Origin of the sequence: Chelatococcus sp. HY11, assembly GCF_018398335.1 — a bacterium.
In the GTDB taxonomy this organism is placed as follows: domain Bacteria; phylum Pseudomonadota; class Alphaproteobacteria; order Rhizobiales; family Beijerinckiaceae; genus Chelatococcus.
The window spans coordinates 173839-187505 of the sequence record NZ_JAHBRX010000002.1 but is presented as its reverse complement, the minus strand read 5'-3'; the positions used below and the strand labels follow the sequence as shown (position 1 = coordinate 187505).

At 63.1% G+C, this 13667-nt stretch carries 11 protein-coding genes; 4 read left to right on the top strand and 7 right to left on the bottom strand.

Features of this window, described 5'->3' with window-relative positions; genetic code table 11:
• Positions 1-12 precede the first annotated feature (12 nt).
• The 3 genes from KIO74_RS21955 to KIO74_RS21945 all read right to left on the bottom strand — a co-directional run bounded on the left by KIO74_RS21955 (position 13) and on the right by KIO74_RS21945 (position 3447).
• Complete coding sequence (locus tag KIO74_RS21955) at positions 13-1572, bottom strand: ABC transporter substrate-binding protein (RefSeq protein ID WP_213336653.1); 1560 nt, start codon at positions 1570-1572, stop codon at positions 13-15.
• A gap of 245 nt (positions 1573-1817) precedes the next feature.
• Positions 1818-2735, bottom strand: coding sequence for an NADP-dependent oxidoreductase (locus KIO74_RS21950; protein ID WP_213336650.1), 918 nt, complete (start codon positions 2733-2735; stop codon positions 1818-1820).
• A 13-nt stretch (positions 2736-2748) separates the two neighbouring features.
• On the bottom strand, positions 2749-3447 hold the full coding sequence (locus KIO74_RS21945) for a hypothetical protein (protein ID WP_213336648.1): 699 nt from the start codon (positions 3445-3447) through the stop codon (positions 2749-2751).
• A 149-nt stretch (positions 3448-3596) separates the two neighbouring features.
• Between KIO74_RS21945 and KIO74_RS21940 the strand changes: the two genes are divergently transcribed.
• The gene (locus KIO74_RS21940) at positions 3597-5216 is read left to right on the top strand and encodes an ATP-dependent acyl-CoA ligase (RefSeq protein ID WP_213336645.1); all 1620 of its coding nucleotides are present in this window, start codon (positions 3597-3599) and stop codon (positions 5214-5216) included.
• 51 nt (positions 5217-5267) lie between these two features.
• Here the strand turns inward: KIO74_RS21940 and KIO74_RS21935 are convergent, their stop codons facing one another.
• The 4 genes from KIO74_RS21935 to KIO74_RS21920 all read right to left on the bottom strand — a co-directional run bounded on the left by KIO74_RS21935 (position 5268) and on the right by KIO74_RS21920 (position 9758).
• A complete protein-coding gene (locus KIO74_RS21935; RefSeq protein WP_213336642.1) occupies positions 5268-6179 on the bottom strand; it encodes an ABC transporter substrate-binding protein in 912 nt (303 codons plus the stop codon).
• 110 nt (positions 6180-6289) lie between these two features.
• Entirely contained in the window at positions 6290-7060 is a 771-nt protein-coding gene (locus KIO74_RS21930) for an HpcH/HpaI aldolase family protein (RefSeq protein WP_213336639.1), read from the bottom strand.
• Complete coding sequence (locus tag KIO74_RS21925) at positions 7060-8337, bottom strand: alpha-hydroxy acid oxidase (RefSeq protein ID WP_213336636.1); 1278 nt, start codon at positions 8335-8337, stop codon at positions 7060-7062. The genes KIO74_RS21930 and KIO74_RS21925 overlap by 1 nt, the downstream gene beginning before the upstream one ends.
• A gap of 17 nt (positions 8338-8354) precedes the next feature.
• A complete protein-coding gene (locus KIO74_RS21920; protein ID WP_213336634.1) occupies positions 8355-9758 on the bottom strand; it encodes an FAD-binding oxidoreductase in 1404 nt (467 codons plus the stop codon).
• A gap of 353 nt (positions 9759-10111) precedes the next feature.
• Between KIO74_RS21920 and KIO74_RS21915 the strand changes: the two genes are divergently transcribed.
• Genes KIO74_RS21915 through KIO74_RS21905 form a run of 3 tightly spaced genes read left to right on the top strand, consistent with a single transcriptional unit; the run spans position 10112 to position 13637 of the window.
• Positions 10112-11206, top strand: a complete 1095-nt coding sequence (locus KIO74_RS21915; RefSeq protein WP_213336631.1) for an LLM class flavin-dependent oxidoreductase — start codon at positions 10112-10114, stop codon at positions 11204-11206.
• Positions 11203-12378, top strand: coding sequence for a thiolase family protein (locus KIO74_RS21910; protein WP_213336628.1), 1176 nt, complete (start codon positions 11203-11205; stop codon positions 12376-12378). Before KIO74_RS21915 ends, KIO74_RS21910 begins: the two co-directional genes overlap by 4 nt.
• The gene (locus KIO74_RS21905; protein ID WP_213336625.1) at positions 12375-13637 is read left to right on the top strand and encodes an SDR family NAD(P)-dependent oxidoreductase; all 1263 of its coding nucleotides are present in this window, start codon (positions 12375-12377) and stop codon (positions 13635-13637) included. The genes KIO74_RS21910 and KIO74_RS21905 overlap by 4 nt, the downstream gene beginning before the upstream one ends.
• Positions 13638-13667: the final 30 nt, after the last annotated feature.

Genomic DNA, 13667 nt, shown 5'->3' with positions numbered 1-13667 from the left:
GCCGATCGCGAATTATCCCTTCAATGTGTAGGTGCTGGGCAAGGTCAAACCATTCGCGTATTTCTTAATCGAGACCTTATCCGTGTGGGCAATTGTCTTGACGCTTTGGTAAAGCGGGATCGTATAACCCTGTTCGGCGGCAAAACGATTGACGGCCTTGTAGCCCGCGACGCGTTTGGCCTCATCCACCTCCACCAGCAGCGGATGGATCATCTGCCCAAGGTCGTCCGATTTGAATGCGGAGAAAATCGACTTGGGGTCCAGGAGGTAGCCGGCATAGAATTCCGGATCACCGGCCGTGTTGCCCCAGCTGTAAAGGGTCGCTTCCTTCAATGCGCCCGCGCGCAGTCGCTCCTGGTAAGTCGACAGTTCGATCGTCTCGAGTTCGGCATTGATGCCGATCTTCTTCCACATCTGCACGATGGCGCGGGCGACGTCGAAGTCGCCGGGATTGACGCCGTTGGTGGTGGACAGCGTGATCGCCACCGGCTTGTCCGGCCCGAAACCCGCCTCTTTCAGAAGCGCCTTTGCCTTGTCCTCGGAAAAAGCGAATTCATAGTCCTCGGGATAGCCGGGCGTGCCCTTCGCGGCCGGCACGGAAATCGGAACCGCTGCACCGCCGAAGAAAGCTTTCGACAAAGCAGCCTTGTTGATGGCGTGGTGGGCGGCAAGGCGCACCTTCTGGTCGGCGAAACCGCCGCTCTTCGAGACCTGCAGGATGGTGATGTCGGTGATCGGATCGATCGTCGTGGCCAAACCCGGCACCTTGCCCAGCCGCTCAGCCTCGCGGATCGGCACGTCGATCGACATCGTCGCGCGCCGCGATTCAATGGCGGCCGTGCGCGCGTTCTGGTCGCGGACGATGTCAATCGTCACCCGGCCAATGGGTGGCTTGCCGCCCCAGTAGCGGTCATGGGCTTCCAGCACCATACGGGCACCTTGCTGGTATTCCACGACCTTATAGGGTCCCGAACCCACCGGCTTCTTGGTGAATGCGTCGACGCCCATCGTTTCCAGCGCCTGCTTTGGAACGACGAAACTCGCCAGGAAATGCAGCCAGGAAATCGCCGTCGGCATCGGCTCACTGAAATGCATAATCGCCCGGGTTGGCGAGACCACTTCGATATCCCGCACTTTTCTCCAGATGAACGCGGTGTCGAGCTTGCGCTGTCCTTCCGCCACCGGCGCACGCGGGCGCTCGAAATAGGTGTAGCGTATGTCGTCCGCCGTAAATGGCGTACCGTCGTGAAAGACCGCGTCGGCGCGCAGGTCAAGCCCGAGCGCGAGCCCCTTGTCGTCCACATAGCCCCATTTGGTGACGAGCCCCGGCAAAACTTCCAGTGTGGGGCTCTGCCGCAGGGGCTGGTCGAAGACGGTCAGGTAAAGGGAAAAGCCCGCCGGGAACGTGCGCGCATTCGGATCCCATGTCGGCACATCGGCCGGATAGGCGATCGCGAGTTCTCCACTCGACGCCGCCTGCGCAAGAACGGAGCGTGGAACCCCAAGCGCACCGAGGGCGGCCATGCCAGCGCCAAGGCCGAGAAGACGACGACGGTCGGACTGAAAGCTCATCGCGCGTTCCTTCATGAGGTCGCGCCTCTCCCGATGAAAGAGGCTAGGCATTGTCTGGAAGTGTATGTAACGCCAAACGAAAGCCGCCTGCTTTCGACGACGCGAGGGTTACCCTCAAGAAACTATAGACTTAAAATAATTCACTAGAGCCGCCGCCCGTCAAGCCCGAAATATGATTTCACATATTTTTGCCGACAGCTTGTGCAGAATTGAGCGTCTTGCCGACGGGAGAAGCAACAAGGGCATCAGATCGTCAGGACGATTCGCCCGCGGGTCACCTCACCGGCTTCGATGCGCCTGTGCGCTTCCCCGATCTCCGCCAGCGGCAGGGTCGCTGCCACGCCGGGGCGCCACACGCCCTCATGGGCCAACTCGGCAACGGCCGCGATTGCATCCGGGCGATCCGTGACCATCGCGCGCCTGACCGTAATCCCCCGCTCGCTCCGTTGTTCGAATGGCGCGGCGACCAGATAGACCATTTGTCCTTCATTGCGCAGCACGTCATACGACCGCGCATGGACGTCACCGCCAATCAGGTCGAACACGACATCCTGCCGATCAATCCGCGTAAAATCCTCCGTATCATAGGCAATCGCACGCTGTGCTCCCAGCGCCACGACATAGTCACGGTTGGTCGCGCGGCAGGTTGCGGTCACGATCGCGCCGCGATGACGCAGCAGTTGCACCATCAGGCCGCCCACGGCACCAGCCCCGCCGTGGACGAGAACACGCATGCCGGGGGCTATCGCTGCTGTTTCGATAGCGATCCAAGCGCTCAAGCCCGGCTGCATCAGGGCGCCCGCTTCCTCCGGGGTGAGCCCGGGCGGAGCCGGCACGACCGCCGCTCGCTGACAGGCGATCAAGGTCGCCGCCGTGCCGCCTTCACGCGGCGCGAGCACACAGACGCGATCGCCAATGGCACAACCCGTCACGCCAGTCCCAAGCGCCATCACATGCCCGGCACCATCACGGCCCGGTGTGCTGGGAAAGTTCAGGGTGAAATGCTGTTGTAGCCGGCCGGCACGCAGCTTCGCGTCAAAGGGCGCAACACCGGATGTCTGCAGACGCACAAGAACCTCCCCCTCCTCCGGCGTGGGATCGGGCTGCTCTGCCAGCCGCATGACATCAGGCGGTCCGTAGCGGTCATAAAGAATGGCCCACATGGCTCAGCCTCGCTTATCCGGCCCGGATGATGTCGGTCGCCATCGGATAATGGGCGTTGCCGCCCTCATATTTCGGGAACTGATAATAGTCGGCGCGAAGCTCATGCCGCACGGGCGATTGCAGCGCCGCCGTCAAGGCCCCCGGGCTATCGAACATCACGCGGTTGCGCTGGATGTGATGGACCCGTTGCCAGGGCAAGGCGTCGCACCAGTCGATACGCGACAGCACCTCGATCTCCCGAATGCCGGGAAAACGGCGCATGATCTGCGGATGATGCGTGACATAATGGGTAAACCAGGCGTTGAGGTTCTCCGCCTGCCCGGAGTAATGCACGACATAGCTGCACGGTTGTCCGTCCGCCTCGGCCTGCACCACTGGATCATCAACCGGGAACCGCCGAAGCGCCATGGCCTGTTGTGTCACAGTTGCGCCGGCCAGGCTCGGCCAATCCCGGACAAGAGCCTGCAGATGGCCGTCCCGCGCGATGGCTGCTTCCAGATGCGCGAGCTCGTCGAAATAGAGCTGCAGGCTGAGCTGCGGCGAAGCGTCCTCATGATTGTAAATGTCTTGCGCGCTCTCAGGTGTATAAATATTGGCGCGACGCAAAGCGGGTGTATCTGCCACGATCTTTCGGATCTCACCTGCATCCTCCGGCGCCATGCGTTGGCCCGGCACCGTATTCTCGAACACGATAAAGTGACAGAAGCGCATAATCGGCCTCCCTTGCGTACGATTACCAGACAAATACTGATTTTTCACTTACACCGCAAAGGCATAAATGATGATTTTATTTAATGTTGCATATTAATTTGCATTTGCATATAGTCATTCGACTTATTGACAGGGATCGGATCCGCGCCATGCCGGCAGACACTCACTCCCCCATGCCAGCTGAAATGTTTGCGCCACCCGAGCGCACTGTGCCGACGCTGCTGCGGCGCCAGGCCGAGCGGTTCGGCGAGCGCCTGCTGTTCTCCTGCGGGGACGCGCGCTGGAGCTATTCCGATCTCTCGGACATTGTCGCGCGCCGGGCGACGATTTTGCAGGAAGCCGGCATTGCGAAAGGCGACCGGATTGCCCTGATCAGCGGGAACAGTCCGGAGCTCATCGAAATCGTGCTCGCCTGCGGCTGGCTCGGCGCCGTTTCCGTGCCGATCAACACGGCATCGCGCGGCTTCCAGCTCCAGCATATTCTCGGCAATTGCGCCGCGCGCCTCCTGATCGTGGAAGCCGAGTTCCTGCCGGCCCTCGCGACCGTCGATCTCGCCGCCTTGCCGATCGATACCATCTGGGTCATCGGCGATCCCGGAGCCGATACGGGCGCCCTCGCCGGATGCGACTGGCGGCTCTTTCCGTCGCTTGGCGACGAGGCGACGGAGCCGGCCGCGGTTACGCCGGGCGATCCCTTCATCATCCTCTACACTTCCGGCACGACCGGTCCGTCGAAGGGAGTCGTCTGTCCGCACGGGCAGTTCTTCTGGTGGGGCGTCGTCACCGGACGTCAGCTCGGCGTCCGCGAGGGCGATGTGCTGATGACGACATTGCCGTTGTTCCACACTAACGCGCTGAATTGTTTCTTCCAGGCGCTGATCCACGGCGCAACGCAACGCGTTGAACGGCGATTCTCTGTCTCCGGCTTCTTCGAGGCTTTGGAGACCCATGGCGCCACCGTCACCTATCTGCTCGGCGCCATGGTGCCGATGCTGCTCTCGCGCGAGCCGAGCGCCGTCGAGAGCCGTCACAAGGCGCGCGTGGCGCTGGCACCCGGCGTGCCCGCGGGCCTCCATGAAACCTTCCTGAAGCGCACCGGCATCCTGCTGCTCGACGGTTTCGGCACGACGGAAAGCAACGCGGTCATCGGCTCGACGCGTGAAAACCTCACGCCCAACTGGCTCGGCCAGGTGGTTGACGGCTTCGAGGCCATCGTCGCCGACGAAGACGACAATCCCGTGCCTGACGGCGTGCCCGGCGAACTGCTGCTGCGCGCCCGCGAGCCCTTCTCCATGGCGTCGGGTTATTTCGACATGCCGGAAAAGACCGTTGAAACGTGGCGCAACCTTTGGCTGCATACCGGTGACCGCGTCGTGCGCAACGCAGACGGCTATTTCCGTTTCATCGACCGCATGAAGGATGCGATCCGCCGGCGTGGCGAGAACATCTCCTCTTATGAGGTGGAGCAGGTGCTCGCCGCCCACGCGGCGGTCGGCGTTGCCGCCGTCTTCCCCGTGTCGTCGGAACTGGCGGAAGATGAGGTGATGGCCGCCATCGTGCTGAAGGAAGGCATCAAGGTGAGCCCCGCGGAGATCGTCCATTTCTGTGAGGGCAAGCTTTCCTATTTTGCCATTCCCCGCTTCATCGAATTCGTGGAGGACTTGCCGCGCACCGAAAATGGCAAGGTCCAGAAGTTCAAGCTGCGGGAGCGCGGACGCACCGCAGCGACATGGGACCGCGACGCGGCCGGCATCGTGCTCAAGCGCTAGGGCCGATGGATTGAAAAAAGACCCCGGCGACGACGCCGGGGTCCTCGCCTATCAGGGCTTGTAGAAATCCTTCACGACGACTTTGCTGAGATCTGTCTTGGTCTTGGTGATCTTCTGCTCCAGCAGGAAATCCGCGATCCGATCATAGTCCTCAAGGTCCTTGTCGGTCACGCTGCGAACCTTGCAGTCAACCTCCTTGACGAATTGCACGGTCTGGTCGACGGGGATCTTGCCCGCCATCTGCGCCGCTTTTCCAGCTTCTTCCGGATTGGCGCGGATAGCGTCACACGCCTGAGCGAGCGCACGGGCGACGCCCTCGGCGGCGGCCCTGTGCTGCTTCAGCCAGTCTGCCGAGGTCACGAGGACGATCGTGCCGAGATGGCCGACGTCTTCGCTGACCGCCAGAACGCTGCCTCCCTGCTTCACGGCAAGAGAGGGCCAAGGCTCCCAGATAAAGAAGGCATCGATATCACCGCGCGTCAGCAGCGCCGGCAGCTCGGGCGGAGCAGAGCGCACCAGCTCGACATTGGGAATATTGTACTTCTTCATCGCCAGCCGCACGGAATATTCACTGTCCCCCGCCGGCGCGAAGCCGATCTTCTTGATCTGGCTCGGGTCCGTGATGCCCTTGCGAGCGACGAGCTTCACAAATTTGCCGTGGGTTTCGACGATGGCGAGGATCCTCACATCGACACGAGATCCGCGATTGAGCGCAGCGGGCGCCCCCACGACCGTCATGTTGAGCTGGCCCGCGCCAACCGCGTCCGTCGCCTCGCCACCCGACGGATAGTTTTGGGTGGTGACGTTCAGCCCCTCCTTCTCGAACAGCTTGTTCTGCAGGGCGACGAACACAGGTGAGAATGACGCATCAACGCCCGTCCCTATCGTCACCGGCTCCGCCGCGAAAACGGAAGCCGTCATCAACCCGAAGCTCGTAAAGGCGGCGATGCCTATCCGGCGCATTCTAGATTCTGTTTTCCTATCCAACATTTTTGTCATTGTATTCCCGCTCCTCGTTATTGCTCTCTTTGACGAATGGGCACCTGCGCGGTGTTCCCTCGCGTCTGCCTTCACTATGCCTCGGCTTCCCCGCGGCGAAAGGTCGATTGGGCATTCGCAAAACCGCGCGAGACCACATCGATGTCGTTGGCAACCACCGTCAGGCTGTAGCCTTGCGCAGCGCGCCTCGCGGCGGCCTCGGCATGCGGCGTGAAGATCCCACACGCGACCCCCGCCTTCCGGCAGGCGGCCAACACTGTGTTGCAGGCTTCCTCGTGGCGCGGATCGGCCGCCGGGAACGTGCCCAGTGAAATCGCCAGATCTCCCGTCCCGATGAGGACAAGATCGACCCCTTCCACGGCAGCGATCGCTTCGGCATTCGCGACGCCCGCCATGGTCTCGATCATCACACCGACAAGGGTATGCGTATTGGCTGCGGCATAGTAAGCCGCGAAATCGCTGGCGAGTGGCCGGACCCCGCCACCGGAACGCACGCCACGGGGCGGAAATCGCGCCGCCTCAACGACGTGGCGCGCCTCCTCGGCCGTTTCGATCAGGGGGGCGATCACGCCGACTGCGCCCGCGTCGAGCGCTGTGCTGATGGCGCCTTTGGTGCCATCCATGGTGCGCACGAGGAGCGGAACCTTGCCGCCGGTAGCCGCGACGGCATGCTCAAGAGAATGCCGGTCCCAGAGGCCATGCTGTGCATCGACGACGATGGCGTCCGGGCCGGCCGTTACCGCAAGTTCGATGAGCGCGGGGGCGCCCAGCGAAAACCAGAATACACTGAACTGGCCGCCTTCCTGCAAATGCTGGCGCAGGCTGCGCTCATTGAACACAAACATCACACAAACCTGCCTTCTTCCAGTTTCTCAGCACGATCAAGCTGCCAGTTCACCGTCGCCTGCGTTTCACGCATGAAAGGCGAAGCCGTGAGTTCATTGAGCGGATCGCCACGTCCGCTCAGACAATCCGGGCCAAGGTCAGCCACCGTAAGGCGGCCGAGAAGAGCCATCGTGCGCAGAACCTCTTGCTCGAGGATCACAAGCGCTCGTGTCACCCCTGCCTCTCCGCCGGCGGCAAGGCCATAGAGCGCCGCCCGGCCGACCATCACGGCATCGGCGCCGAGCGCGAGCGCCTTGACGATATCAGTACCGCGCCGGAAGCCGCCATCCACCAGTATCGTAAACCTGTCGCCGACACGCCGACGCGCCTCCGGCAGCGTCGAAAGACCCGAGACCATGCCATCGAGTTGTCGTCCGCCGTGGTTGCTGAGTACCACCCCGTCCGCACCGACATCGGCCGCGCGCGCGGCGTCATCCGCGGTGACGAGCCCCTTGATGATGAGGTGGCGCGGCCAGATGCGGCGTAGCGTCGCGATATCGGACCAGTCGAAAGCGAGGTCCATCTGCTCGCGGGTCCAGCTCGCGGTGCGGCGGTAGTTTCGCGCTGCGGGCGGGACCTTGTCGGCGACATTGGCGAAGGTCGGCAATCCCCGCGTCAACACGTTCGCCATCCAATGCGGGCGCCGCAGGACGTCGAGCTTGTTGGTGAATGTCGGCTCCATGTCGCGGCTGTAGTTGCGCCGGTCCCACTCACGATTGCCGAATGCGGCCGCGTCGACGGTCACCACCAGCGCTTCCGAACCGGCGGCCTCGGCACGGGCAACCAACTCTTCCATGAAATCGCGAGGACGAAAGACATAGAGCTGCATCCAGTGCCGAACGCCGGCAAGCGCGGCGATGTCCTCCAGCCGAGCATTGGATACGGTACTCTGCGTGAAGGGAATGCCGAACGCCGCGGACGCCCGCGCCAGACATTGGTCTCCTTCATGCCAGTAGAGGCCGTTCGATCCCGTGGGCGCGACGACGACGGGCAAGCGCAGGGTTTGGCCGAAAAGCTGTGTGGATGCGTCAACGCCAGCGGCATTGATCAAAGCGTTCGGACGAAACAGGATGCGCGAGAAGATTTCCCGGTTTTCGCGTATGGTCAGCTCTTCCTCAGCACCGCCCTCGATATATTCGGTCAGGAAATTCGGCAGCCGCCGGTGCATGCGGGCGCGCAGATCGGAGATGGCTACAGCCCTCTCCAGATTGGCTCCCGTATAAAACCGACGTCGCATCATAATTTTTCCCCGGCCTATAGCGCTAAAACCTTGCCCGTGTTCAGAATATCGGCCGGGTCCAGTGCCGCCTTGAGCCGCTTCATCAGCTCCAGCTCAGCGTCGGACCGTGTAAAATGGAGATACTTCTTTTTCAGAAGGCCGATGCCATGCTCGGCCGAAACCGTGCCCCCGGCCGCCCGCACGGCACCCAGCACAAGATCCGTAATCTCGTCGTGAGGTTGATGAGCGCCGGCGGCTGGTACATTGGCGACCAGATGCAGGTTGCTGTCCCCGATATGACCATAGACAAGCAGAATGGCGCCAGGCCAGCGCGCCTGATACTCCGCCTCGATGGCGGCCACCACCTCCGCCATACAGCTCGTCGGCAGACCGACGTCGAAAGCCGTGAGCGGCCCCATCAGCTTGCCGTATTCCGACACGCTGTCCCGGACGGCCCAGAGGTCACGCGTTTCGCGGTCCGAGGAGGCGAGCACGGCGTCCTCGACAACGCCTGCCTCAAGCATTTCGCCCATGACGGCTTCCATCCGCCCGCTGTCGACTTCCGGATCGAAGCCGCTTTGTTCGAGCAGGACATAAATTCCATGGGAACGGCCGAGCGGACGGCGCAGTTCGCTCAGGTTGCCGGTCATGAAATCATAGAAGCTCGGCCACATGACCTCGAAGGCCGACAAGGCGGGACCGAGGCGCGCCCGCGCGCCTTTCAGCAATTCGAGAACCGCGGGAAAATCCTGGCAGCCACAGAAGATCGTGTTCACCGTAAGAGGCTTGGCTTGGAGCCGTAGGACGACGCGGGTGATAATGCCGAGCGTCCCCTCGGAGCCGATGAACAGCTGCTTCAGATCATAACCCGCGTTGTTCTTGATGAGCTTGTTCAGCGACGTCACCACCGTGCCGTCGGGCAGCACGACCTCGAGGCCGAGCACATGCTCACGCGCCATCCCGTAGCGGATCACGCGATTGCCGCCGGCATTGGTCGCCAGATTGCCGCCGATCTGACAGGACCCACGCGCGCCAAGATCAAGACCCAGGAAGAGTCCCGCCTCCTCCGCCGCCTTCTGGGCAACCTCAAGCGGCGTGCCGGCCTTGACGGTCATACTCGCCATCACCGGATCGATTTCCTCGACGCCGCTCATGCGGTCGAGGGATAGAACGGCGCCGCCGGCGACGGGCTGCGCGCCACCCGCCAACCCCGTAAGGCCGCCCTGCGGCACGATCGTTATGCCATGGCGAGACGCGATTTGGAGCGCGATCGCAACTTCGGCGGTTTCGCGCGGCCGGATCAAGGCGACTGGACGAACGGGTGGCAGCCCGCTCCAGTCATTGTGGAACCGTGCCGGAATGTCCTCGCCAGTAAACACGGCGGCACCGAGCGCGGCGTGCAACTCCTCGATAAAAGCGGCCTCTCCACGATCAGTCATGAGTTACCCGCGATGAAAAAGCCGCGCATGCGCCGCCGCTAAAATCGAAATGGATGCATTTGCATAAATTAGTTGCCAAAGCAGCCCCCCCGAGCACGTCGCCAACTTTCATGCGAACGCGATTTTCAGAAAAAATACCTAACCCTCTATTTCGTTAGTCTTATTCACTACATGTAAACACGCAAGAGCAACATGAATTCTTGCAGTGCCACGCACCCGATCGCGAGATGGCTATAGACAAGCGCCTCAATTCGAATAGTTTAGACTTGAAATTATAGCTCGTCAAATGGCATGAACCACCGCATACTGATTTTCGGCGGCTGTTATCCGCAGGGGCGCAGGGAGGCATTTCCGTGTTAAAGCAGCACCCGCTCAAAGGTCCCAATCGCTTCAAGCTCGGTGTCTTTTCCGCCAATGCCGATGGCGGCTTGGCCATAACGACGGTGCCGGAGCGCTGGCCCGCGCGCTGGACGGACAATTTGACCGCAGCCCAGATCGCTGACCGCGCGGGACTGGAATTCTTCCTCCCCATCGCGCGTTGGCGCGGATACGGCGGCAAGAACCGTGTTCGCGAATGGTCATTCGAGACATTTACATGGGCTGCCGGCCTCGCGGCCGCCACAGAACAGATCGCCCTATTCATGACAGTGCATGTACCTGTCGTGCACCCGATCTATGCCGCGAAAGCGCTCGCCACCGTCGATCACATCTCCGGCGGCCGCGCTGGCCTCAATATCGTCTGTGGATGGAGCCCGGCCGAGTTCGGCATGTTCGGCATCGCGCTTCATGAGGATGGCTACACCCAGGCCGCTGAGTGGATGGACGTGATCGAGCGGTGCTACGGTGATGACCAGCCCTTCGACTTCAACGGCAAGTTCTACACGCTCAAGGACGTCGTCAGCCGCCCGGCTGCCCTGCAGGTCCCACGCCCCGTCACCATGAACGCGGCCTTCAGCCCGCATGGCCGCGACTTCGCGGCGGCCCAGTGCGATTTCCTGTTCACGACCTTCGGGACCATCGAGGATGCCGGGACGCACGCGGCTGATGTGCGCCAGCGCGCCGCAGCTGCCGGCCGCGAGGTCGGGCTTTATACGGTCTGTCACGTCGTCTGCCGGGAGACACAGGCGGAAGCCGAGGCCTACTATCACCGCTATGCGGTAGAGATGGCCGACCAGTCCGCGCTGGAAACGCGCATGTCGGGCAACCGTCATTTCGCGAGCGATTTCGACAAGGCCGCTTTCGAGCAGGCGCAGAAGCGCTTCGCGGGTGGCGCTGGGAGCTATCCGCTTGTTGGTACGCCGGAGAAGATCGTGGAGGACCTCCTGGCCATCTCTGCGCAGGGCTATGCAGGTGCCGCATTGTCCTTCGTCAATTACACCTATGAGCTACCCTTCTTCACGGACCGGGTTCTGCCGCTGATGCGTGAAGCCGGCCTGAGGGCCGCGTGACCGGCGGGCGGCGGCAACCTTATGACGGCGTGGTCGTCACGACGCCGGTGACGGTGCCCTATGCGCGTTACTCCATCGAGAGCGCGCATTGGTGGATTGGCCGTGCGCTCGCCGCCCTCATCGCGGAGAGCGGGCTGCAGCGGACCGATCTCGACGGCTTCGGTCTGGCGAGCTTCGGCATCGGGCCGGATACGGCTATTGGCCTCACCCAGCATTTCGGCCTGTCGCCGCGCTGGCTCGACCATGTGCCGATGGGCGGCGTCAGCGGCATCGTCTCGCTGCGCCGGGCGGCGCGCGCCGTCCAGTCCGGCGACGCCGACGTGGTTGCCTGCGTCGCCGGGGACACAAACAGCGTGGATGGATTTCGCCAGCTCCTCGCGCATTTCAGCCGCTTCTCGCAGGACGCGGTCTATCCTTATGGGGCGGGGGGCGCGAACGCTAGCTTTGCGCTAATCGCCCGCAACTACATGAACCTCTTCGGCGCTAGGCGGGAGGATTTCGGCAAGCTTTGTGTCGCCCAGCGCGACAATGCCCTGCGCAATCCCCACGCGCTCATGAAGAAGCCGCTGACGCTGGACGCCTATATGGCCGCGCGGCCGATCGCCGAGCCGATCCATCTCTTCGATTGCGTCATGCCCTGCGCGGGTGCGGAAGCCTTTCTCGTCATGCGCGAGGAGACCGCGCGGGATTTTGGCCTGCCGTCGGTCCGCCTGCTCTCGACTATCGAGCGCCACAACGCCTTCGCGGACGACCCCGTCCAGATTCGCGGCGGCTGGGCAATGGATGTGGACGAGCTCTACGCCATGGCTGGAATCGGCCCGGACGCCCTCGATTTCGTGCAGACCTACGACGACTATCCCGTGATCTCGATGATGCAGTTCGAGGATCTCGGCTTCTGCGCGAAGGGCGAAGGGCCGGATTTCGTGCGGACGCACGAATTTACGATCCATGGCTCCTTTCCGCATAATACCTCCGGCGGCCAGCTCTCGGTCGGGCAGGCCGGAGCGGCGGGCGGTCATCTCGGCCTCGTCGAAAGCATCCGGCAATTGCTGGGGAGCGCCGGAGCGACCCAGGTGCCAGGCGCGCAATACGGCCTCGCGTCCGGTTTCGGCATGATCAACTACGACCGGGGGCTCGCGTCCGGCGCCGCCATTCTCGCGAGGTCGTCATGACGGATCGCTCGCCTCCCTCTCCGCTATTGGCCCCGAGACGCAAAAACCCTCTTCTGCGCACACCGCAGCCGCTCCTGCCGCCGCAGGCGCGCAGCCGCACGGCGCTCGGACTGCTGAAGCCGGCCGCCGAGGGGCGCTTCGCCCTGCAAGTGTGTGGGCAGTGCGGCACGGTTGCCTATCCGCCCCGCGACGCCTGCGGGCACTGCCTGTCCGCGGACTTGGCGTTGCGGGATGTCGATCCACGCGGAAGGCTTGTTTGCGAGACGAGCGTCGAGGTGCCGAGCGAGCCCTATTTCCGCGAGCGCGCCCCTTGGCGAACGGGTATCGTCGTCCTCGACGCCGGGCCGCGTGTCATCGCCCATCTTCATGGCGCCTGCCGTGAGGGCGGGGTCGTGCGGCTCGCGCTCAAGCTCGACAAGGGGGGACGGCCGGTGATGATAGCACTGCCCCCAACGGATAGGCCCGCCATGGCTGACGACCCCGTGCTGCGTGAACTGACGGCTTCCCCGAAATTTCGGCGCGTGCTGGTGACGGACGGACGCGGGGCGGTGGGACAGGCTGTCACGCGCAGCCTGGTCAAGGCCGGCGCCGCCAAGGTCTTCGTCGGAATCGCGGAGGACTGGAAGCCATTCCCCGGCGAGGATGCACTACGCTCCATTCCGGCGGTCGAGCTCGTGCCGCTCGATGTGAGCGACGAGATCTCGGTGCACCGGCTGGCCGCCAGCCTCGGCGCCAAGACGGATATTCTCGTCAACACCGTCGAGCATGTCCGTCCCGGGGGTGTCATCGGCCGGGATGAGACCGTCATGGCTCAGGACGTGATGGACCGGTGCTATTTCGGCCTGATGCGGCTTGCCCGGAGCTTCGGCCCCGTCATGATGAGCCGCGGAGCAGACGGCGCCAATAGCGCCGTGGCCTGGGTCAATGCCTTGTCGGTCTTCGCGCTCGTCAACTGGCCAGCCTGGGGCGCCTATTCCGCCGCGCAGGCGGCCGCCCTGTCACTCAGCCAGTGCCTGCGCGCCGAGTTGCGACCAGGCGGCATACGCGTCATCAACGCCTTTTCCGGACCGCTCGAAACCGAGTGGTTCCAGGCCGTCCCTCCGCCCAAAGTGACGCCGTCCGTGCTTGCCTCCGGTATCGTACGCGCGCTGGAAAACGGCCTCGAGGACGCCTTCATCGGCGACGTCGCGCTCGATATCCGTGACAGGCTGACGGCCAATCCCAAGGCCGTGGAACGGGAACTCGCGAACGAGGCTTGAACGATCCCGGGGCCGTCCACCAACCAAGAG